The organism is Microbacterium terricola (genome assembly GCF_027943945.1).
Taxonomy (GTDB): domain Bacteria; phylum Actinomycetota; class Actinomycetes; order Actinomycetales; family Microbacteriaceae; genus Microbacterium; species Microbacterium terricola.
On the sequence record NZ_AP027141.1, the window covers coordinates 1,557,941 to 1,580,350 of the forward strand.

Annotated in this window: 17 protein-coding genes; 6 read left to right on the top strand and 11 right to left on the bottom strand. The window is 71.1% G+C overall.

From position 1 onward, the window contains the following. Nucleotides 1–3: 3 nt before the first annotated feature. The 6 genes from Microterr_RS07345 to gatC are packed head-to-tail and all read right to left on the bottom strand — an operon-like array spanning nt 4 to nt 5,604. Nucleotides 4–597 (bottom strand): nucleoside/nucleotide kinase family protein, encoded by a 594-nt coding sequence (locus Microterr_RS07345; protein WP_263798626.1) that lies wholly within the window; start codon nt 595–597, stop codon nt 4–6. Next, nucleotides 572–892 carry a hypothetical protein gene (locus tag Microterr_RS07350; RefSeq protein ID WP_263798625.1) on the bottom strand — a complete coding sequence of 107 codons (321 nt, stop codon included), beginning with the start codon at nt 890–892 and terminating at the stop codon, nt 572–574. Before Microterr_RS07350 ends, Microterr_RS07345 begins: the two co-directional genes overlap by 26 nt. A gap of 43 nt (nt 893–935) precedes the next feature. Beyond that, nucleotides 936–2,198 (bottom strand): DNA polymerase IV, encoded by a 1,263-nt coding sequence (dinB, locus tag Microterr_RS07355; RefSeq protein WP_263798624.1) that lies wholly within the window; start codon nt 2,196–2,198, stop codon nt 936–938. 39 nt (nt 2,199–2,237) lie between these two features. Then, a complete protein-coding gene (gene gatB / locus Microterr_RS07360; RefSeq protein WP_263798623.1) occupies nt 2,238–3,767 on the bottom strand; it encodes an Asp-tRNA(Asn)/Glu-tRNA(Gln) amidotransferase subunit GatB in 1,530 nt (509 codons plus the stop codon). Next, nucleotides 3,767–5,305, bottom strand: coding sequence for an Asp-tRNA(Asn)/Glu-tRNA(Gln) amidotransferase subunit GatA (gene gatA, locus Microterr_RS07365; protein WP_263798622.1), 1,539 nt, complete (start codon nt 5,303–5,305; stop codon nt 3,767–3,769). The genes gatB and gatA overlap by 1 nt, the downstream gene beginning before the upstream one ends. Beyond that, nucleotides 5,305–5,604 carry an Asp-tRNA(Asn)/Glu-tRNA(Gln) amidotransferase subunit GatC gene (gene gatC / locus Microterr_RS07370; protein WP_263798621.1) on the bottom strand — a complete coding sequence of 100 codons (300 nt, stop codon included), beginning with the start codon at nt 5,602–5,604 and terminating at the stop codon, nt 5,305–5,307. The genes gatA and gatC overlap by 1 nt, the downstream gene beginning before the upstream one ends. 56 nt (nt 5,605–5,660) lie before the next feature. On the opposite strand from gatC, the gene Microterr_RS07375 reads away from it, so the two are divergent. Genes Microterr_RS07375 through Microterr_RS07385 form a run of 3 tightly spaced genes read left to right on the top strand, consistent with a single transcriptional unit; the run spans nt 5,661 to nt 8,270 of the window. Further along, entirely contained in the window at nt 5,661–6,104 is a 444-nt protein-coding gene (locus Microterr_RS07375; RefSeq protein WP_263798620.1) for a helix-turn-helix domain-containing protein, read from the top strand. A 10-nt stretch (nt 6,105–6,114) separates the two neighbouring features. Then, on the top strand, nt 6,115–6,519 hold the full coding sequence (locus Microterr_RS07380; protein WP_263798619.1) for a VOC family protein: 405 nt from the start codon (nt 6,115–6,117) through the stop codon (nt 6,517–6,519). Between the two features lie 47 nt (nt 6,520–6,566). Continuing rightward, the gene (locus Microterr_RS07385) at nt 6,567–8,270 is read left to right on the top strand and encodes a long-chain-fatty-acid--CoA ligase (protein ID WP_263798618.1); all 1,704 of its coding nucleotides are present in this window, start codon (nt 6,567–6,569) and stop codon (nt 8,268–8,270) included. A gap of 122 nt (nt 8,271–8,392) precedes the next feature. Here the strand turns inward: Microterr_RS07385 and ligA are convergent, their stop codons facing one another. The 3 genes from ligA to Microterr_RS07400 are packed head-to-tail and all read right to left on the bottom strand — an operon-like array spanning nt 8,393 to nt 13,087. Further along, complete coding sequence (ligA, locus tag Microterr_RS07390) at nt 8,393–10,723, bottom strand: NAD-dependent DNA ligase LigA (protein WP_263798617.1); 2,331 nt, start codon at nt 10,721–10,723, stop codon at nt 8,393–8,395. Between the two features lie 48 nt (nt 10,724–10,771). Next, nucleotides 10,772–11,869 (bottom strand): tRNA 2-thiouridine(34) synthase MnmA, encoded by a 1,098-nt coding sequence (gene mnmA / locus Microterr_RS07395; RefSeq protein WP_263798616.1) that lies wholly within the window; start codon nt 11,867–11,869, stop codon nt 10,772–10,774. A gap of 45 nt (nt 11,870–11,914) precedes the next feature. Continuing rightward, entirely contained in the window at nt 11,915–13,087 is a 1,173-nt protein-coding gene (locus Microterr_RS07400) for a cysteine desulfurase family protein (RefSeq protein WP_263798807.1), read from the bottom strand. A 57-nt stretch (nt 13,088–13,144) separates the two neighbouring features. Between Microterr_RS07400 and glgX the strand changes: the two genes are divergently transcribed. From glgX to glgB, 3 genes are read left to right on the top strand one after another with little or no spacing between them, the layout of a single operon-like run. After that, nucleotides 13,145–15,226: a glycogen debranching protein GlgX gene (glgX, locus tag Microterr_RS07405; RefSeq protein WP_263798615.1), complete on the top strand. Its 2,082-nt coding sequence runs from the start codon at nt 13,145–13,147 to the stop codon at nt 15,224–15,226. Nucleotides 15,227–15,273: 47 nt separating this feature from the next. Next, complete coding sequence (locus Microterr_RS07410; RefSeq protein WP_404810191.1) at nt 15,274–17,358, top strand: maltotransferase domain-containing protein; 2,085 nt, start codon at nt 15,274–15,276, stop codon at nt 17,356–17,358. Next, nucleotides 17,355–19,535, top strand: coding sequence for a 1,4-alpha-glucan branching protein GlgB (glgB, locus tag Microterr_RS07415; protein WP_263798614.1), 2,181 nt, complete (start codon nt 17,355–17,357; stop codon nt 19,533–19,535). The genes Microterr_RS07410 and glgB overlap by 4 nt, the downstream gene beginning before the upstream one ends. Nucleotides 19,536–19,561: 26 nt before the next feature. Here the strand turns inward: glgB and Microterr_RS07420 are convergent, their stop codons facing one another. Beyond that, nucleotides 19,562–20,497, bottom strand: coding sequence for a tetratricopeptide repeat protein (locus Microterr_RS07420; protein ID WP_263798613.1), 936 nt, complete (start codon nt 20,495–20,497; stop codon nt 19,562–19,564). After that, the gene (locus tag Microterr_RS07425) at nt 20,494–22,308 is read right to left on the bottom strand and encodes a DUF8094 domain-containing protein (protein ID WP_263798612.1); all 1,815 of its coding nucleotides are present in this window, start codon (nt 22,306–22,308) and stop codon (nt 20,494–20,496) included. Before Microterr_RS07425 ends, Microterr_RS07420 begins: the two co-directional genes overlap by 4 nt. Nucleotides 22,309–22,410: the final 102 nt, after the last annotated feature.

Below are 22,410 nucleotides of genomic sequence, written 5' to 3' on the forward strand. Positions count from 1 at the left end.
CGGTCAGGGGATCTCGAAGACGTGGGTGGCGAGCCTACGCGGCTCGTCGCGGCGCACATGCTCGTCCTCCTGAGCGGCCCACTGGTCCCAGTGCGGCCGGTAGCTCTCGCCGTCACGGGCGAGCGCGCGCGTCCGGCGCGACCGCAGGGGCGACTCGAGCCAGACCCGCACATCCCCCAAGCGCGCGGTGCGCGCCGTGAGCACGCCTGACCCCTCGACGATGAGCGGGAGCGCCGGGTCGACGGCATTCGCCTCTGCCGGCGCCTGCTCCGCCCAGTCCCAGCGCTGCCACACCCCCAGCATCCCGCGCGCATGCGGAACGAGGATCGACTCGAACGCCTCGGACACGCCTGCCTCGAGGCCGCCCCAGCCGGGGTAGAGCGCGTCGAGCGCGACGAGCTGCACGCGCCCTTGCAAGGGCCACTCCGCCACCAGGGATCGGGCCAGCGAGGACTTGCCCGCGCCGCTGCGCCCGTCGATCAGCACGACCGGATTCGTCGCGCCCACGTCCGCCACGGCGGCGGCCACCGCGCGGGCGGCGCGGACGAGCGCCGTGGAGACCGGGTCGCTGCTACTTCTTGAGGGCGCGGATGACACGGCTGAAGGCGCGCCCCGCGACCCACACGAACGGGACCGCGACGGCGAGGAGTGAGACGATGTTCGGCTCGTACCGAAGGTCGTCGCCGCGGCGGACGTAGGCGCCGACCGGGATGGCCCAGCCCCCTCCGCCTCCCCCGCCGTTGCCGGATTCGTCCGAGCCGCCCCCGTATCCGGACCAGGTGAGGGCGACCGGCACGATGCGGACGCCGTCGACGTCCTGCTGCTCGCCGTACGCGGCGCTCACACCGAAGGATGCGGCCTGTTTGCCGAGGTCGAGTGCGATGTTGGGCATGGCCCCACGCTACCGGCCCTACGGCCTCCTGCACAGGCCGCGATCACGCGTCGCCCGCAGGCGGACGAGGGTGCGAGGGCAGCGTGCCCCCGCCACGGGAGCCGCCCAGCAGCGTGGCACGGGTGACGGCGCCGCGACCGAACCGAGCGGCGGCGTCGTCGAGCGCGCCCTCCACGCGGCGCCAGTCCTCGTCGTCGTCCCAGAGTGTGGCCGCGGCCACCCCCGTCGCCCGCAGCCGCTCCGCCCGGACGCCGACCAGGCGGACGGGGAGGTGACGATCGATGCGGTCGAACAGCTCGATGGCCGACTCGCCGATGCGCTGCCCCACCGCCGTCGGCTCCGTCAGCGTCTGAGAGCGGTTGACGGTCGTGAAGTCGGCGAAGCGCAGCTTGAGCGCGATCGTCGTCGCTTCCCAGCCGTGCTCGCGCAGCCGCGCGCCGACCCGGTCGGCGAGACGCCGCAGCTCGGTGCGGAGCACGACGGGGTCGTCGATGTCGCTGTGGAAGGTCTCCTCGTGACCGACGCTCTTCTCGACCCGTGTCGTCTCCACAGTGCGCGCGTCGATCCCGCGGGCCAGGTGCCACACTCGATCGCCCATCGCCGGACCGAGCGCCCGATCGAGCACCTCGCGAGGCGTGTCGAGGACGTCGGCGATCGTCCGCACTCCCCTGCCTTCCAGCGCCTCGGCGGCTTTCGGGCCCACACCCCACAGCGCGCGCACGGGGCGCGGTGCGAGGAACGCCGCGGTGTCGCGTTCGGCGACGATCAGCAGCCCGTCCGGCTTGCTGATCGTCGATGCCATCTTGGCCACGTGCTTCGTCGCCGCGGCTCCGACACTGCAGGTGAGGCCCGTCTCGTCGTGCACCCGGGCGCGCAGCATCCGCGCGATCTGACCGGGCGACCCCCAGAGTCGCCGGGCGCCGCGCACATCGAGGAAGGCCTCGTCGATCGACAGCGGCTCGACCAGCGGAGTGACCGTGCGGAAGATCTCCATCACCTGGGCGGAGAGGGCGAGATAGCGGTCGAAGTGCGGCTCCACCACGATCGCCGTGGGACACAGGCGCAGCGCCTGCCCCACGGGCATCGCGGCGCGCACCCCGAATCGGCGGGCCTCGTACGACGCGCTGGAGACGACGGAGCGGGAGTCCGGGGCCCCGATGATGATCGGCTGGCCGCGCAGCGACGGGTCGTCGAGCACCTCGACCGAGGCGTAGAACGCGTCCATGTCGACATGCAGGATGCCGGCACCGCTGTCGTCCGCGTCGTCGGCCGAGACGATGCGTCCCGTGCCGTCGCCGCGTCCCATGGATCCATTCTCCCGCGGTCCGCCGCCAGCGCGGACCGCCTACTGCGCGGCGCGCTCCAGGATCAGCTCGCGGACGCGCGCGGCGTCGGCTTGACCCTTCATCGCCTTCATCACGGCGCCGATCACGGCACCGGCGGCCTGCACCTTGCCGTCGCGGATCTTCTCCATGACATCCGGCTGCGCCGCGAGTGCGTCATCGATCGCCGCAATGAGCGCGCCGTCGTCGGAGACGACGGCGAGACCGCGCGCGTCGACGACCTCCTGCGGCGAACCCTCGCCCGCGACGACACCCTCGAGCACCTGGCGGGCCAGCTTGTCGGTGAGCGTCCCCGCGTCGATCAGCTTCTGCAGCGCGGCCACGTGAGCCGGTGTCGCGAGCTCCGAGACCTCGCGGTCCTGCGCGTTCGCGATGCGGGTGAGCTCGCCGGTCCACCACTTGCGCGCGGCCGCCGGAGCCGCGCCGGCGGCGACCGTCGCGCCGACCTCCGCGAGCAGTCCGCCGTTGACGACGTCCTGGAACTCGAGGTCGGTGAACCCCCACTCGGCCTTGAGCCGGCGGCGGCGGGCAGCCGGGGGCTCGGGCAGTGCGAGGCGCAGCTCTTCGATCAGCGCCTCGGAGGGCACCACGGGGAGCAGGTCGGGCTCGGGGAAGTAGCGGTAGTCGTCGGCGTCGGACTTCGGACGGCCGGGCGACGTCGTGCCGGTGTCCTCGTGCCAGTGCCTGGTCTCCTGCGTGATCGTGCCCCCGGCGGCGAGGATCACCGCCTGCCGCTGGATCTCGTAGCGCACCGCGCGCTCGACCGAGCGCATCGAGTTGACGTTCTTCGTCTCGGTGCGCGTTCCCAGCGGAGCGGCCGGCTCGCCGGCGGGCCGGCGGGGGCGCAGCGACACGTTCGCGTCGCAGCGGAGGTTGCCGCGCTCCAGACGCGCCTCGGAGATGCCGAGCGAGAGGACGATGTCGCGGATCGCCGCCACATACGCCTTCGCGATCTCGGGGGCGCGGTGCTCGGCGCCGAAGATCGGCTTCGTGACGATCTCGACGAGCGGCACGCCCGCCCGGTTGTAGTCCACGAGGGAGTACTCCGCGCCTTGGATGCGCCCGGTCGCCCCGCCCATGTGGGTCAGCTTGCCTGCGTCCTCCTCCATGTGGGCGCGCTCGATCGGCACGGTCACGATCGTGCCGTCGCCCAGCTCGACCTCGACCGACCCCTCGAAGGCGATCGGCTCGTCGTACTGCGAGATCTGGTAGTTCTTGCCGAGGTCGGGGTAGAAGTAGTTCTTCCGCGCGAAGCGACTGGACGGCGCGATCGAGCAGCCGAGCGCCAGGCCCAGGCTGATCGACGCGCGCACAGCCTCGCCGTTGACGACCGGGAGCGAGCCGGGAAGGCCCATGTCGACGGGAGCGACCAGGGTGTTCGGCGCGGCGTCGTGGTTGTCGGGGTGGGCGGGGTTCGCCGCCGCCGAGAACATCTTCGTCCGCGTGTTCAGCTCGACGTGCACCTCGAAGCCGAGCACGGGCTCGAACAGCTCGAGAGCCTTGTCGAAGTCCATCAGCTTGTCCTTGGCCATCAGCGGACCTCTCCGTTCGCGCCGCGATCCGACGCGCTCACCAGCTGCGGTGCCCTGTCGAGCAGGGGGCCGCCCCACGAATCGACGAGCAGCGCCTCCAGCGCGGCGCCGACGCGATACAGGCGGGCATCCTCGCGAGCGGGAGCGAGGAACTGGATGCCGACAGGCAGCCCGTCCTCCTCAGCGAGCCCGGACGGGATCGAGATGCCCGGCACGCCCGCGAGGTTCGCGGGGATGGTGGTGACGTCGTTCAGGTACATCTGCAGCGGATCGTCGATCTTCTCGCCGAGTCGGAACGCCGTGGTCGGCGCGGACGGCGTCGCGATGACGTCGACCTGAGCGAACGCGGCGTCGAAGTCCTGCTGGATGAGCGTGCGCACCTTCTGCGCGGAGCCGTAGTACGCGTCGTAGTAGCCGGCCGACAGCGCGTAGGTGCCGAGGATGATGCGGCGCTTCACCTCGTCGCCGAAGCCGGCGTCGCGGGTCGCGGCCATCACGTCCTCGAGCGTGCCCCCGGGGACGTCGAGCCGCATGCCGAAGCGGACGGAGTCGAACTTCGCCAGGTTGCTCGATGCCTCGGCGGGCAGGATCAGGTAGTACGCCGCGACGCCGTACTCGAAGTGCGGGGCGCTGATCTCGACGATCTCGGCGCCCTGCGCCTCCATGGCCGCCAGTGCGGAGCGGAACGATGCGGACACGCCAGGCTGGAAGCCGCTGTCGGGCAGCTCCCGGATGACGCCGACCTTCAGGCCCTTGAGCACATCTCCGCGGGCGCCCTCACGGGCTGCGTCGGCGAACGACGGCCAGTCGTGGGCGAGAGAGGTGGAGTCGTGCGGGTCGTGGCCGCCGATGACGTCGTGCAGCAGCCCCGAGTCGAGCACGGTGCGCGTGACGGGGCCGACCTGGTCGAGGCTTGACGCGAGGGCGATCGCCCCGAAGCGGCTCACGCCGCCGTAGGTGGGCTTCATGCCGACCGTGCCGGTGACGTGGGCGGGCTGCCTGATGGAGCCGCCCGTGTCGGATCCGAGCGCGAGCGGCGCCTGGAAGGCGGCGACCGCTGCGGCCGAGCCGCCGCCGGACCCGCCGGGGATCCGATCGAGGTCCCAGGGGTTGCGGGTGGGCCCGTATGCGGAGTGCTCGGTGGACGAGCCCATCGCGAACTCATCCATGTTCGTCTTGCCGAGCGGGACCAGTCCCGCCGCACGGGAGCGGGAGACGACGGTCGCGTCGACCGGCGACATGTACCCCTCGAGGATGCGGGAGCCGCTGGTTGAGGGCATGTCGGTGGTGACGAGCACGTCCTTGATCGCGAGCGGGACGCCCGCGACGGGGCCGAGCTGCTCGCCGGCCGCGCGGCGTCGGTCGATGTCGGCCGCGATCGACAGAGCGTGGTCGCTGACGTGCAGGAACGCGTGGACGTCGCCGTCGACGGCGGCGATGCGGTCGAGGTGCGCCTGGGTGGCCTCGACGCTGGAGACCTCGCCGGAGGCGAGACGGCCGGCCAGATCGGCGGCGCTGAGGCGGGTGAGATCGGACATCACTGCTCCTCCCCCAGGATCGCGGTCACCCGGAAACGGCCGTCGGCAGCATCCGGTGCGTTCTGGAGGACCTCGTCGAGCGTGAGCATCTCCCCCACCACGTCGGGTCGGAACACGTTCTGCAGCGGAATCGGGTGGCTCGTGGCCGGCACGTCGGGCGTGGCGACCTCCGAGACCTTGGCGATGTTGTCGACGATGGCGTCGAGCTGGCCGGTGAGGCGGTCGACCTCCTCGTCGCTCAGCTGAATCCGGGCGAGCACACCGAGGTGCCTGACGAGTTCGGGGGTGATTTCTGACACCCCTCCATCTTAGAGATCGCCTGCCGCGCGAAATGCCCCGGTGCTAGCGTCGGAGGATGCTGACACGCGACGAGCTCGCGAACCTCGCGCATCTGCGCCGCGCGAAGGACCTCATCGACCGCGACTACGCGAAGCCGCTCGACGTCCCGACGATGGCGGCGAAGGCGCTCATGTCGCCTGCGCACTTCTCCCGCCGCTTCCGGGCCGCGTACGGCGAGACCCCGTACGCCTATCTCATGACCCGCCGCATCGAGCGGGCGATGGCGCTGCTGCGCACGGACCTGAGCGTGACGGATGTCTGCGTGGCGGTCGGCTGTACCTCGCTCGGGTCGTTCAGCTCGCGCTTCACCGAGATCGTCGGCGAGAGTCCGTCCGCGTACCGCCGCCGCGCCCACGAGGCGATCGCGGCGATGCCCGCCTGCGTGGCGAAGGAGCGCAGCCGGCCGACCCGCGAGCCATCGAGCAGGATCCGAGAAGCGCGCGCTGCGGGTGCCGCGTAGCGTCGGATCCATGGCAATCGCACTCCAGTTCACGAACATCACGGTCAACGACGTCGACGAGGCGATCGAGTTCTACACGACCCTCGGGCTCGAGGTGCAGATGGACGTGCCGTCGGGCGACTATCGCTGGGTGACGCTCGGGAGCGCCGCGCAGCCCGGCCTCGGCATCGTCGTCTCCGTTCCGCACGCGGGTCGCTCCGAGACGGAGGGCGATCAGCTGCAGGAGCTGCTCACGAAGGGCAGCCTGCCGATGCTGGTCTTCGCCTCCGACGACCTCGACACCACCTTCGAGACGCTCCGCGCGTCCGGAGCGGAGGTGCTGCAGGAGCCGACCGACATGGGCTGGGGCCAGCGGGACTGCGCGTTCCGCGATCCGTCGGGCAACACCGTGCGCATCGCCCAGGCGCGAGGCTGACCACCGCAGGCAGGGCGCGGAACGACGCGCGGGGATAGTCTGGCTCGGTGACGACGTACGACCCTCCTCGCCCGTGGATCCAGAGCTACGCCGATGGCGTGCCGGAAGACCTCGAACCGGTCACCGGCTCGCTCGTCGACATCGTGCAGGCTTCCGCACGCGACTATCCCGATGCGGCTGCGCTGCAGTTCTTCGGACGCACCACGTCGTACCGGGACCTCCAGGCGCAGATCGACCGCGCAGCCGCCGGTCTGCGCGCGCAGGGCGTCAAGGCGGGCGACCCCGTCGCGATCGTGCTGCCGAACTGCCCCCAGCACATCGTGGCGTTCTACGCGATCCTCCGCCTGGGCGGGGTGGTCATCGAGCACAACCCGCTGTACACGCCGCGGGAGCTGCGGAAGCAGTTCGAGGACCACGGTGCGAAGCACGCGATCGTGTGGAGCAAGGTCGTCGCGACGGTGCAGGAGTTCCCCGCCGATCTCGCGGTGACATCCCTCATCTCCGTTGACGTCACGAAGGCCATGCCGCTGCGCACCCGCCTCGCGCTGCGCCTGCCCATCGCGAAGGCCCGCGAGTCCCGGGCGGCGCTGCACGAGCGGGTCACCGGCGCGATCAGCTGGGAGAGCATCGTCGGGTCCGACCCGCTGCCCGCCTCGCACCCGACACCCGCGACGGACGACCTCGCGCTGATCCAGTACACGAGCGGCACCACGGGCACGCCAAAGGGCGCATCGCTCACGCACCGCAACCTGCTCTCGAACGCCGCCCAGTCCCGCGCCTGGGTGCCGTCGATCACCCGCGGAAACGGATGCGTGGTCTACGCGGTGCTGCCGATGTTCCACGCGTACGGACTCACGCTCTGCCTCACCTTCGCGATGTCGATGGGGGCGCGACTGGTGCTGTTCCCGAAGTTCGACCCCGACATGGTGCTCGCGGTGACCAAGAAGCACCCGGCCACCTTCCTTCCGCTGGTGCCGCCGATCGCGGACCGGCTGCTGCGTGCCGCGAAGGAGAAGGGCGTGTCGCTCGCCGGCACCGAGGTCGCGATCTCCGGCGCGATGGCGCTCCCCCACGAGCTCGTCGTGCCGTTCGAGGCCGAGACGGGCGGGTATCTGGTCGAGGGCTACGGCCTCAGCGAGTGCTCCCCGGTGCTGATGGCGAACCCGGTGGCGGACAACCGCGTCCCCGGCACCGTGGGGCTTCCGCTGCCTGGTACCGAGTGCCGCGTGGTCGACCCGGAGGATCCGACCGTCGATGTCGCGCAGGGCGAGCGCGGAGAGCTGCTCGTGCGCGGGCCGCAGATCTTCGGCGGCTATTACGGCAAGCCGGAGGAGACCGGCGCGGTCTTCGTGGACGGCTGGTTCCGCACAGGCGACATCGTCACGGTGGACGACGGCGGATTCGTGCGCATCGTCGACCGGATCAAGGAGCTCATCATCACCGGCGGATTCAACGTCGCCCCGACCGAAGTCGAGAACGTGCTGCGGCAGCATCCTCTCGTCGTCGACGCCGCCGTCGTCGGCCTGCCGAGCGAGCACTCTGGCGAGGAGGTCGTCGCCGCGATCGTGGTCGGGCCCGATGCGGTGGATGTCGACGTGGAGGCGATCCGCGAGTTCGCGCGCGGCATCCTGACGCCCTACAAGGTGCCGCGCCGGATCTTCGTGGTCGACGAGCTGCCCACCTCGCTCATCGGGAAGGTGCTGCGCCGACAGGTGCGCGACGCGCTGCTCACCCTCACGACCGGGGGCTGACTCCCCCGTCGCGTGAACGCTCCTCGGGATCCCGCCCGAGAGCCGATTGCGGCGCCGATGCCGCCTGCACCGCCCGACCCGACCGTGACACGGCGCAGGTCGAGCGAGCCGGGCATGGTGCCTCAGCCGGCGTCCGGCACGACGGCGTCGAGCGCAGCCGGCCCCTGCTCGACGAGGATGCGGAACTGCGCCGCGTCGAGGATCCGCACGCCGAGCTCTTCGGCCTTCGCGAGCTTCGACCCGGCGCCGGGGCCTGCCGCGACGAAGTCGGTCTTCTTCGAGACGCTGGATGCCGCCTTGCCTCCGGCCTGGATGATCGCCTCCTGCGCACCCTCCCGGGTATAGCCGTCGAGCGACCCGGTGGCCACGACAGTGAGGCCGTCCAGGACGCCGCCCGCCGCCTGCGCGGCACCCGGACCGGGGTGACCAGGTGTCGCGAGCTGGGCGCCGGCGGCCTGCCAGCGGTCGACGATGTCGCGATGCCAGTCGACCTCGAACCACTCGGTCAGCGAGTCGGCGATGATCCCGCCGACGCCCTCGACCGACGCCAGCTCGTCGCGGCCGGCCGCCCGGATGGCGTCGACCGAGCCGAACCATTGGGCGAGGGCGCGCGCAGCGACCGGACCGACGTGGCGGATGTTGAACGCGACGAGGAACCGCCAGAGCTCCTTGGTCTTCGCCTTCTCGAGCTCGTCGAGCAGGGTGAGCGCCTGCGCGGACGGCTGGCCGACGTGGACCCCCGCCTTCTTCTCCGCCGCGGACGGATTGCGACGGAAGGGGGCGCGCGTCTTGGCGACACCTGCGTCGTCCTCCTTGACGAGCCCGGTCTCGGCGTCGCGCACCTTCACCTCGATCGGCACCAGCTCGTCGAGGGTCAGGTCGAACAGGCGGGCCTCGGTGCGCAGCGGGGGCTCATCCGGGACGTCGGGCTGGGTGAGTGCGGCAGCCGTGACCTCGCCGAGCGCCTCGATGTCGAGTGCGCCGCGTGAGCCGATGTGCTCGACGCGTCCGCGCACCTGTGCGGGGCAGGTCTTCGCGTTCGGGCACCGCAGGTCGATGTCGCCCTCTTTCGAGGGGGCCAGGGTGGCGCCGCACTCGGGGCACGCCGCGGGCATGACGAACTCGCGTTCGGTGCCGTCGCGCAGCTCGACCACGGGACCGAGCACCTCGGGGATCACATCGCCGGCTTTGCGCAGGACGACCGTGTCGCCGATCAGCACGCCCTTCACCTTGACCACGTCCTGGTTGTGGAGCGTGGCCTGACGCACCACCGATCCGGCGACGCGCGCGGGGGCCATCACCGCGAACGGCGTGGCGCGCCCGGTGCGGCCGACGGAGACGACGATGTCGAGGAGCTTGGTGTTCACCTGCTCGGGCGGGTACTTGTACGCGATGGCCCACCGTGGCGCGCGGCTCGTGGCGCCCAGCTCGCCGTGCAGGGCGAGCTCGTCGACCTTCACGACGATGCCGTCGATCTCGTGCTCGACGTCGTGGCGGTGCTCGCCGTAGTGCGCGACGAAACCGAGCACGCCGTCGATGTCGTCGAAGGTCTGGAAGTACGGGCTCGTGGGCAGCCCCCATTCGGCGAGCAGCGCGTACACCTCGCTCTGCGAGGCGACCGGCGGCTGTTCCCACGCGCCGATGCCGTGGACGAACACGCGCAGCGACGAGAGGCGCGCGCGCCCCGCCTCCGCCTCGAGCCCGTCCTTCTTCTCGAGCTGCTGCCGGAGGCCGCCGCTGGCGGCGTTGCGCGGATTGGCGAATGCGGGGAAGCGTCGCTCGGCGCTGCGGCGCGCCTTCTCCTCGTCGAAGCCGCGCGACCGGGCGCGTGCCTCGTCGACCGCGCGCTCGCGCATCTCGGCCTGCAGCGCATTCAGCTGCTCGAACGCGGCGACCGGGATGAACACCTCGCCGCGGATCTCGACCAGCGCGGGATGAGCGCTGCCGGTCAGCCGCTCGGGGATGCCGGCGACGCGCACCGCGTTGACCGTGACGTCCTCGCCCACCCGCCCGTCGCCCCGCGTCGCCGCCGAGACGAGGACGCCGTCTTCGTAGCGCAGGTTGATGGCGAGCCCGTCGATCTTCAGCTCGGTGAGCCACCGCACGGGACGCCCCGCTCCCTGCTGCGCCTTCGCACACCAGTCGCGCAGCTCGTCGAGCGAGAACACGTTGTCGAGGCTGAGCATCCGCTCGGCGTGCTCGACGGGGGCGAACATCGACGACTGCGCCGCGCCGACGGCGAGGGTGGGCGAGTCCTGGCTCTGCAGCTCGGGGTGGAGGCGCTCCAGCTCTTCGAGACGCCGCATCCACGTGTCATATGTCGCGTCGTCGACGATCTCGGCGTCGCGGCCGTAGTACGCGTCGCGGGCGCCGAGGATGCGCTCGGTCAGCGCACCTGCTTCGGCACGGGCGTCGTCGAGGGTGGGCGCTGCGGCCCCTTCAGCATCCGTCACTCCGTCAGTCTAGGAGCCGGCTCCGACAGCGAGCAGGGCGGAAGCGGCTCACACGGAGACGGGCACCGCCGACACGGTGCGGTCGATCGTGAACTGGCCGAGAACCCGCGTGCCGACGTAGAGGACCGCCGTCTGGCCGGGCGCCACGCCGTCGAAGGGGGCGGCGGGAACGACGGTGATCAGGTCGTCGGCGAGGGTCGCCACGGCAGGCACCGGGTCGGCGTGCGCGCGGATCTGCACATCGCAGTCGAATCGGTCGGTGGCGGGCGCGGCGCCCGTCCAGCTGACGCGTGAGCCGGCGATCTCGGCGGTGGCGAGGGCCTCCTTCGGCCCCACGACGACCGTGTTCGTCACCGGGCGCACCTCGAGCACGAAGCGCGGCTTTCCGTCCGGTGCGGGGACGCCGAGCTGCAGGCCACGACGCTGGCCCACCGTGAACGCGTGGGCGCCCTCGTGCGAGCCCACCACGGCGCCCGAGCGATCGAGGATCTCGCCCCGCTCCGCGCCGACGCGCTCGGCGAGCCAGCCGCGGGTGTCACCGTCCGGGATGAAGCAGATGTCGTGGCTGTCCGGCTTCTGCGCGACGGTCAGCCCGCGCTCCGCGGCCTCGGCGCGCACGAGCGCCTTGGACGGCGTGCGGCCGAGCGGGAAATAGGTGTGGGCGAGCTGGTCGGCGGTGAGCACGCCGAGCACGTACGACTGGTCCTTGGCGCTGTCGGACGCGCGGTGCAGCTCGAGACCGTCAGCACCGTCGACCAGCGTGGCGTAATGGCCGGTGCAGACGGCGTCGAACCCGAGCTCGATCGCCCGCTCCAGCAGGGCCGCGAACTTGATCTTCTCGTTGCACCGCATGCAGGGATTGGGGGTGCGTCCCGCACGGTACTCGGAGACGAAGTCCTCGATGACGTCGTCGCGGAACCGCTCGGAGAAGTCCCAGACGTAGAACGGGATGCCGAGCCGGTCGGCGGCGCGGCGCGCGTCCATCGCGTCCTCGATCGTGCAGCATCCCCGACTGCCCGTCCGCAGGGTACCGCCCGCGCGCGAGAGCGCCAGGTGCACGCCGACGACGTCGTGCCCCGCCTCGACGGCCCGTGCGGCCGCGACGGCGGAGTCGACACCGCCGCTCATCGCCGCAAGGATCCGCATGGTCCCAGTCTACGAGGCGCGCCGCCGGGCCGGCCGGGAGCACTCTCAGGCGCGGGCGTGCGACGCTCTGGCGCGGGCGACCGCGTCCGGCAGCACCGCCAGCAGCCGATCGACCGCCGCGTCGTCGGTGCCGACCCCGAGGGTGACCCGCAGCACCTGTCGCGCCTGCTGCTCGCTGCGCCCGAGCGCCATCACCACGTGCGAAGGCTCGGGCACGCCTGCCTGGCACGCCGATCCGGTCGACACCGACACGCCCGCCTGGTCGAGCAGGAACAGCAGCGTCTCACCGGCCGCGTCGGGGAACAGCAGGTGCGCGTTCCCCGGCAGCCGGTCGACCGGGTCTCCGAGCAGCTCGACGCCCGGCACCAGTGTCAGGATGCTGCGCACCATCCGGTCGCGCAGCATCCCCAGCCGTCGTCCCTCGTTCTCCCGCTCCGCCTCGGCGGCCTCGGCCGCGACGGCGAATGCGGCGGCACCAGCCACGTCCTGGGTGCCCGGTCGCAGTCCGCGCTGCTGCCCTCCGCCGTGAAGCAGAGGACGAAGGACGCCGTGGCGCGAGGCCACCAGCGCGCCGACGCCGACGGGTCCGCCGATCTTGTGGGCGGAGACGCTCAGCGCCACCAGCCCGCCGCGGCCGGACGCCTCGCCGCGCCAGCGCGAGAAGGACAGTGGCACATGGCCGAACGCGGCCACCGCATCGAGGTGCAGCGGAACACCTGCCACCGCGGCCGCACCGGCCAGCGCGCCCGCGTCGTTGATCGTGCCGACCTCGTTGTTGGCCACGAGCGCGGTCGCGAACGCAGCGCCGGGAAGGACGGCCGTGAAGCCGCCGAGGTCGATGCGGCCGCGCGCGTCGAGTGCCGACGGGCGCACCTCGGCGCCCTCCTCGCTCTCGAGCCAGCGGACGGTGTCGAGGGTGGCGTGATGCTCGCCGTCCGGCAGCACCACCGCCTCGGTGCCGGCAGCTCGCGCACGCCAGAGCCCCTGCAGGCCGAGATTGATGGACTCGGTGCCGCCCGAGGTGAACACGACCTCGATGCTCTGGCAGCCGAGCACGACCGCCAGTCGCTCCCTGGACTCCTCGAGCAGACGCCTGGCCGCCTGCCCGGAGCCGTGGATCGAGGAGGCGTTGCCGACGACCTCGTTCGCGGCGAGCCAGGCATCACGTGCCTCCGCGCGCAGCGGGGTCGTCGCCGCGTGGTCGAGGTACACCGCCATCGACACTCCCCCGCCGTCATCCGCCCGACTCATGCTGCTGTCACTACTGTAGAGCGCATGCTCAGCCAGGAGCCCGAGCGGCCAGCCTCCGCGACCTTCCTCTCCGCCGATCTCGACGGCCTCGGTGTGACACGGGACGGCGATGACGGCACCCTGCGCGTGTGGTCCGGCGAGGCGACATCGGTCGAGCTCGTGCTGTTCGACCACCGCGACCTCGACTGGGCCACCCACACCCTCGCCCTGGAGCCGGTCGGCGGAGGCGTGTGGTCGGTGACGACGCCGCTGCTGCGCCCGGGTGCGCGGTACGCGATCCGCGTCGACGGCCCCCACCGGGCGGGCGCCACGTTCAACCCGGAGACCCTGCTTCTCGAGCCCTACTCGAAGGGTCTCGTGAGCGGCGGTCACGGGGACTGGCGCTCCGTGGTCGTGGACGGCTCGTTCGACTGGGGCGACTCCCGGAAGCCGGGCGTGCCGCTGGACCGCACCGTGCTGTACGAGGGGCACGTCAAGGGCCTGTCCAAGCGCCATCCCCGCGTGCCGCCCGCCCTGCACGGCACGTACGCGGGGCTCGCCCACCCGGCGATGATCGAGCACTTCCTGGATCTCGGCATCACGAGCGTCGAGCTGCTGCCCGTGCACGCGTTCGTCAGCGAGCCGCGGCTCCTGCAGTACGAGCTGGCGAACTACTGGGGCTACAACACCCTCAACTTCTTCACCCCGCACGCCGCGTACGCCACCGAGGCGAGCCGGCGCGAAGGCCCCGACGGGGTGCAGCGCGAGTTCAAGGGGATGGTGAAGCTCCTCCACGAGGCCGGCCTCGAGGTCATCCTGGACGTCGTCTACAACCACACCAGCGAGGCCGAGATCGGCATGCCCCGCTCGAGCCTGCGCGGCATCGACAACCGCGCGTACTACCGCCAGCACGACGACGGCGCCTACATCGACGTCACCGGCTGCGGGAACGCGGTGGACACGTCGACGGATGCGGCGGCCCGCCTCGTCCTGGATTCGCTCAGGTACTGGGCGAACGATCTGCAGATCGACGGATTCCGCTTCGACCTCGCGGTGACACTCGGCCGCGACGCGGACCACGCCTTCACGTCGCAGCATCCGCTCCTCCGTGCGATCACGGACGATCCGGCGCTGGCGGGCGTCAAGAAGATCGCAGAGCCGTGGGATGTCGGGATGGGCGGCTGGCAGACCGGCAACTTCGGCGACGGCTGGCAGGAGTGGAACGACCGCTACCGCGACCGCGTCCGCAACTTCTGGCTCAGCGACATCGACTACGCCCGCCGGGCATCCACGGCGCCCGTGGGCGTCGGCGGGTTCGCGACGCGCCTCGCCGGCTCATCGAACACCTTCAGTGCCGAGCGCGGACCGCTCGCGAGCATCAACTTCCTCACCGCGCACGACGGCTTCACCCTGCGGGATCTCGTGTCGTACGACGTCAAGCACAACATGGGCAACGGCGAGCAGAACCGCGACGGCGCCGACACGAACCGCTCGTTCAACCACGGTGCCGAGGGCGCCACCGACGACCCGCGGATCCTCGCCACCCGCCGCAAGGCGATGCGCAACCTGCTCGGCACGCTGCTGCTGTCGGCCGGGGTCCCGATGCTCACCGCGGGCGACGAGTTCGGACGCACGCAGCGGGGCAACAACAACGCCTACTGCCACGATTCGCCGCTGACCTGGCTGTCGTGGGACCACGCGCCATGGCAGGAGGAGCTGCACGCGCACGTGCGCCGCCTGCTGCGGCTGCGCAGGGAGAATCCGGCGCTGCGCCCCAGCAGGTTCGCCCATGAGCACCAGACGGTGCCGAGCGCGTCGGTGATCGACTGGTACGACGAGCACGGCCAGACGATGTCCGGAGAGCGGTGGAGCAACCCGGCTCACCGCACGCTGCAGTACGACGCCGAGTCGACGCCTGAGACCGAGGCGGCCAACCGGATCCTCCTCGTCGTCCACGGCACGGAGCGACCCATCGACGTGACCCTGCCGGTCGTCGACGGGATCGCGCGCTACGTCTCGCTCTGGTCGAGCGCGGACGAGGTCCCCGACGAGCAGGAGCGGGTGTACGAGCCCGGTGCGATCGTCTCCCTCGTCGGCACGTCGATGCACCTGTTCCGCGCGGAGTGACGGCAGGGCGGGTGCCGCACGCGAGTCACGCGCGATAGGTTCGCATCGTGGCATCGACGACGCGAACAGCATCCGCCCGCCCCTGGCGCAGCATCTCGGCGATCCCCGTGCGCCCCATCGCCCTCACGCCCGGCTCGGACGCCGTGGTGAACGGCCGCATCCCGCTGGCGCTGCCGTTTCCGGCTGTGCCCGGCGACGCCTTCGCGCCCAAGGCGTTCGCCGGTGAGGTGGTGCCGTTCCGCGTGACGGCCTTCCGCGAGGGGCACGACATCATCGGCGTGCAGGTGCGGCTGACGTCGCCCTCGGGCGACGAGTCGCTGCACCGGCTGCGCGCCCTGGGAGACGGCTTCGACCGCTGGGAGACGCAGATCAGCCCGCTCGAGCAGGGCACCTGGCGCTACCGGTTCGAGGCCTTCGCCGACGACTTCGCGACGTGGGAGCACGCGGCCGACCTCAAGATCGCGGCGGGCGTCGACAGTCCCGTGATGCGCGAGCTCGGCGCCCTCCTCTTCGATCGCGCCGTCGCCGAGAAGTCGCGCCCGATCGCCGAGCGCCGCGTGCTCGAGGGAGCATCCGTCGCGCTGCGCGACGCGGCGGTCAGCGACGAGGCCGCCCTCGGCATCGTGCGCGACCCCGCCATCGCGGCCTTCTTCCACGCGCGCCCGCTGATGTCTCCGGCCAGCGCGCTCCCCGAGCGGGAGCTGGTGGTCGAGCGCACCAGGGCGGGAGTCGGAGCCTGGTACGAGTTCTTCCCCCGCTCGGAGGGCGCCCGCCGACTCAAAGACGGCACGATCAAGAGCGGCACGTTCCGCACGGCGACCAAGCGCCTGCCCGGTGTCGCAGCCATGGGCTTCGACGTGCTGTACCTGCCGCCGATCCACCCGATCGGGCGGGTCAACCGGAAAGGCCCGAACAACACCCTCGACGCCGGCCCCGCCGATCCCGGTTCGCCGTGGGCCATCGGCTCCGCGGAGGGCGGCCACGATGCGGTCCACCCCGACCTCGGCAGCCTCGCCGACTTCCGCGCCTTCGTCCGGGCTGCGCGGGCGGAGGGCATCGAGGTGGCGATCGACCTGGCCCTGCAGGCCGCACCCGATCACCCGTGGGTGACGAGCCATCCGGAGTGGTTCACGACCCTGCCCGACGGCTCGATCGCCTACGCGGAGAACCCGCCGAAGAAGTACCAGGACATCTACCCGATCAACTTCGACAACGATCCGGAGGGCATCCGCGCGGAGGTGCTCCGCGTCGTGCGGCACTGGGTCGCGCAGGGCGTCAAGATCTTCCGCGTCGACAATCCGCACACCAAGCCGCTGCAGTTCTGGGAGTGGCTGATCGCGACGGTGACCGCCGAGCACCCGGACCTCGTCTTCCTCGCCGAGGCGTTCACCCGGCCCGCGCCCCTGCAGGGACTCGCGATGGCGGGGTTCCAGCAGAGCTACACGTACTTCACCTGGCGCAACACCAAGCAGGAGCTCGAGGAGTTCCTCGGCGCGCTCGCGTCGGACACCGCCGACTTCCTGCGACCCAACCTGTTCGTCAACACCCCCGACATCCTCACCGAGTATCTCCAGTACGGCGGTCGCGCCGCGTACGCGATCCGGGCAGCCATCGCCGCGACCGCGGCCCCGACCTACGGTGTGTACGCGGGGTACGAGCTGTTCGAGAACGTCGCACGGCCCGGAGCCGAAGAGAACATCGACAACGAGAAGTACGAGTACAAGCTCCGCGACTGGGCAGGCGCCGAAGCACGCGGAGACTCGCTCGCGCCGTTCCTGCGCCGGCTGAACGAGATCCGCGCGGCGCACCCCGCGCTCGGACAGCTGCGCAACTTCTCGGCGCACTGGAGCGATGACGAGGCGATCCTCGTCTTCTCCAAGCACCTGCCGGCCGCTCTGTCCCCGACGGGCGCCGCCGACACGATCATCGTCGTCGTGAACGTCGACCCGCACTCCGTGCGCCAGACCATGATCCACCTCGACACGCGCATCTGGGGAGTCGAGCCTGGCACCGCCTTCGAGGTCGACGAGCTGATCACCGGCCAGCACTGGACCTGGTCGGACCACAACTTCGTGCGGCTGGACGCGTTCACCGAACCCGTCCACATCCTGCACGTCAAGGAGAGACGATGACCCAGCTCGACGACCGCCTGCTCGACACCGTCGCGACGGGCTCGCACCACGATCCGCACGGCGTGCTCGGGCTGCACCCGGGGGTCGACCCCGCCGGCGCCCCTGAGTGGATCGTGCGCGCACGGCGCCCCCTCGCCCGCAGCGTCACCGCCGTGTTCGACGACGGCACCAGGGTCCCGCTCGAGCACGTCCGCAACGGCATCTGGGAGGGCACTCGCTCCGGGGCGGCCGGCGCCTATCAGCTGGCCACCGGGTACGACGACGGCTCTGAATTCACCGCGGACGACCCGTACCGCCACGCGCCGGTCATCGGGGAGCTCGACCTGCACCTGATCGGCGAGGGGCGGCACGAGAAGCTCTGGCACGTGCTCGGCGCGCACGTGCGCACGCACGGCGGCTCGTCGGGCACGTCGTTCGCCGTCTGGGCGCCCAATGCGCAGGCCGTACGCGTCGTCGGCGACTTCAACGCGTGGGACGGCCAGGGCCACGCGATGCGCTCGATGGGCTCCAGCGGCGTCTGGGAGCTCTTCGTCCCGGGGATCGGCGCCGGCAGCGCCTACAAGTTCCAGCTCCTCACCGCCCGCGGCGACTGGGTGCTTAAGGCCGACCCGATGGCACGGTACGCCGAAGTGCCGCCGGCGACAGCATCCGTCGTCGTGGAGAGCTCCTACACGTGGGGCGATGCCGAGTGGATCACGCGGCGCGCCTCGCAGCAGCCGGTCTCGCAGCCGATGTCGGTCTACGAGGTGCACTTCGGATCGTGGCGGCAGGGCCTGTCGTACCGGGATGCCGCCGACCAGCTCATCGAGTACGTCGAGGCGCAGGGGTTCACCCACATCGAGTTCATGCCGCTCGCCGAGCACCCGTTCGGCGGATCGTGGGGCTACCAGGTCACCGGCTACTTCGCCCCGACGAGCCGGTTCGGCCACCCCGACGACCTGCGCTACCTGATCGACCGGCTGCACCAGGCCGGCATCGGCGTGATCATGGACTGGGTGCCCGGCCACTTCCCGAAGGATGCGTTCGCCCTCGCCCGCTTCGACGGCCAGGCGCTCTACGAGCACGGCGACCCCCGCCGCGGCGAGCACAAGGACTGGGGCACGTACATCTTCGACTACGGCCGCAGGGAGGTGCGCAACTTCCTCGTCGCGAACGCTCTGTTCTGGTTCGAGGAGTTCCACGTCGACGGTCTGCGCGTCGACGCCGTCGCCTCGATGCTGTACCTCGACTACTCGCGTGAGCCAGGCGAGTGGGTACCCAACATCCACGGCGGCCGCGAGAACCTCGAGGCGATCTCGTTCCTGCAGGAGGTCAACGCGACCGCGTACAAGCTCTTCCCCGGGATCGCGATGATCGCCGAGGAGTCCACGAGCTTCCCCGGCGTGACGGCGCCCACCAACCGCGCAGGGCTCGGCTTCGGGTTCAAGTGGAACATGGGCTGGATGAACGACTCGCTGCAGTACATCAAGCGCGACCCGATGTACCGCTCGCATCACGAGGGCGAGCTGTCATTCTCGTTCGTGTACGCGTTCAGCGAGAACTATCTGCTCCCCATCAGCCACGACGAGGTCGTGCACGGCAAGGGCAGCCTGTTCGGACGGATGCCCGGCGACCATTGGCAGAAGCTGGCCAATATGCGCGCGTTCCTGGCGTACATGTGGGGGCATCCAGGAAAGCAGCTGCTGTTCATGGGCCAGGAGTTCGGCCAGATGTCGGAGTGGTCGGAGGGGCGCTCGCTCGACTGGTGGACGCTCGATCAGCCGGCGCACGCGCAGCTGCACGACTTCGTGGGCTCGCTCAACCGCACCTACCGCGGCCTCTCCGCGCTGTGGGCACGCGACAGCGACGGCGCCGCCTTCTCACGCCTCGGCGCGCCGAGCTGGAACCCGAACGTGTCGGCGTTCTCGCGCCGCGACCACCACGGCAACACGGTCGTGGTCGTCTGCAACTTCTCCGGCGTCCCGGTCACCGGGTACGAGCTCGACATGCCGGAATCAGGGGTCTGGCACGAGGCGCTGAACAGCGATGCGCAGCTCTACGGCGGATCCGGGGTGGGGAACCTCGGCGTGGTCCACGCCGATGAGAACCGTCGGGCCCGTATGGTGCTGCCGCCGCTGGGCGTGCTGTGGCTGCGCCACGACCCGGAGGCGCACATCCCCTCGCCGACGAAAGGCTGAGGAGCGGGACTCGGTCGCTCCGTCGCTCAGAAGAGGAGCGACGCGAGGCGGCCGCGGGCGCGGATGACCCGGGGGTCGCTGTCGCCGATGAGCCCGAACAGCTCGAGCAGCCGCTCCCTGACCGGACCGCGCTCCTCCTGCGGAAGGGCCGCGAACAGATCGAGCAGGCGCGCGTACGCGTCATCGACATGACCGCCGGCGAGGTCGAGGTCGGCGACGGCGAACTGCGCCTCCGCGTCCAAGGGCGCGGCGGCGGCAGCATCCCGCGCCGCCTGCAGATCGGCGCCCTGCACGCGCGCGAGGAGCCGCACCTGTCCGAGGCCGGCGCGCGCGTCGGCGTCACGGGGGTTCTCGGCCAGTGCCTGCTCGTACGCGGTGGCGGCGCGGGCGTAGTCGCCCGCCTCGATCGCGTCGAAGGCCTCGGCGTGCAGCGGCGGAAGCTCGGGCTCGGCCGGCTCCTCGGCGGGTGCGGCGCCGTCGACGTCGATCGTGCCGGAGACGCCGTTCTGCGCGGCGACCTGCAGCAGCTGGTCGAACACCTCGCGCACCTGCTGCTCGGGGACCGCGCCGGTGAACATCGGCACCGGCTGCCCTGCGATCAGCGCGACCACCAAGGGGATCGACTGTGCGCGGAAGCCCTGTGCCAGCTGGGGGTTCGCGTCGACGTCGACCTTCGCGAGCACCACGCGTCCGGCGAGCTCGGTGACGACCTTCTCCAGGATGGGGCTCAGCTGCTTGCAGGGGCCGCACCACTCCGCCCACAGGTCCACCACGACCGGCACGGTGCGCGAGAGCTCGAGCACCTGCGGGAACATCGCGTCGGTGACGTCCATGATCAGGGCGGGTGCGGAACCCGGCGCACCGGGGACCGCCGCCGGCGCTGCCGGGGCGGCGCTGCGGCCGCGGAGTGCGGAAAGGTCCACGGCGCCGCGCAGAGCGGCACCCGTCATCGCATCGGTCATTTCTCGATCACTTTCGCTCCGAGGATGTCACTGGAGTAGCCGAGCAGGCGGATCTTCTCGTTCGTGCCCTGACCAGGCACGTAGAAGAAGAGCTGGTCGCTGAAGGTGGTGGTGAAGCCGGTGGCCGACTCCTTCTTCCCGGTGATCGCGGCCACCGTGGGATTCTTCTTCAACAGGATGAGCGCATCCGCGTCGGTCGGCTTGACCGTATCGGTCTCGTGGGTCGTCACGGCGACGATCGCGCCGCTCTCGAGCGTCGCCAGCGACAGCGGCTCGTCAGGACCGGCTGTCGCGGCGAAGGTCAGTCGTCCCGTGCCGTCGCCGGTCTCGTTGAACGTCGCGAGCCGCGATTTCCGGTCCTTGGCCACGTTCTCGCGGAAGACGTCGCTGTCCGCGTCGAAGAGCCCGTAGTACTCGCTCTTCGCACCCTTGGTCAGGACGTCCGCGTAGGCGGCGGCGAGATCCTGCGGCGCCAGGACGAGGAACGACGAGTCCGGCGGCACGGCGGAGGCCCCGACGTAGTAGGGCGCGAGATCGGGCAGGCTCGTGGAGGCCTCGAGATTCGAGATGTAGACGAGTTTGTAGTTCGACCACGGGTCGTCCTGCGTGATCATCATGATGTTCGCGGTCTTGGCGTCGGCGTTGTTGACGACGGTCATGATCGTGCGCGGCCAGCCGTCGTACGCCTGCGGCAGCAGGATCTCCAGCGGCTCCGCCGCGATCGCTGCCGGAGACGCGTAGTCGTCGATCTTGGTGCGCAGCTTGTAGTTCGTCTTGCGCACCGAGAGCACAGCTCCGCCCGTGCGCTCGGCGAGAACCTTCGTGTCGCGATCCTTGTCGGCGGTCGCCACGGTCTCGGAGATGCGCTCGAGGATCCGCTCGGCCTGCGCCTCGGTGACCGCAGGCGCCTGCTGCCCCTCGGGGACGAGAACGGAGTCCGTGGGTGTCGGCGTGGGGCTCGCGCCGAGCTGCGGCCACGCGTCGGCCGTGCAGCCGGAGAACAGCAGCGCCGACACGGCGACGGCGGGGATCACGAGCAGCGGCCGGCGACCGCCCGAGATCGAACGTCTGGTGCGCGGCGTGGCGGCGATGACGCCCTTGTCGGCTTCTTCGACGGAGAGGTCGATCGGCTCGGTCACCGGGAGGGGCAGGCCCTTGCGTCGCGGACCGCGCGACCGGCGGGCGTGGTTGATGCCGAGGATGTACAGGAACACGCCGACGGCCAGCAGGATCCCGCCGAGGACCATGAGCGGTCCGGCCCACGGGGTCGGGTTGGCCACGGGCCAGGTGATCGACACCTTCGAGGGCGCCGGTGCGGTGCCGTCGGTGGCGACGAGCAGGCTCATGTCGGAGGGAAGCTGCAGGGGCGTGATCAGCACGTCCTCCTGCTGGAACTCGTCGAGCCAGAGGTCTGACCCCACCGGGCTGCGGCCGGTCGTGGTCTCAGCGGGCTCGTCGGCCTCCTCGCCTTCGGCTGTCGCCGCCGGCGTGGGGGCCACCGAGGTGGAGGCCAGCTGGCCGTCCTCCCCCATGCTCACCGCTGCGTAGTCGGCGTCGGACAGCCAGGCCTGCACGTCGGCGGTGCGGCCGTAGGCCGCGAAGATCTCGCCCTCGCCCTGCGCCCGCAGCGTCTGCGAACCGGGCAGCGAGTTGAGCGCTGCGCCGTCGATCAGGATGTACGGCGAGCCGTCGGAGACGGTGACCGACGCGGTCTCGGACGTATCACCTTGGAAGAGGGTCCGCTGGGCGATGCCCGCCCCGATCAGCATGGCAGCGAGCACGAATGCTGCGACGGCCCATACGAAACGCACGAATAAAACCTCTCTTCGGCCTGCGCCCGGGTGCGCAGAGCCGTCGACTCGACGTTTCAGACTATCGAACCTCGGCTGAAAGTCCCCAGAGAGGTGGCGCTG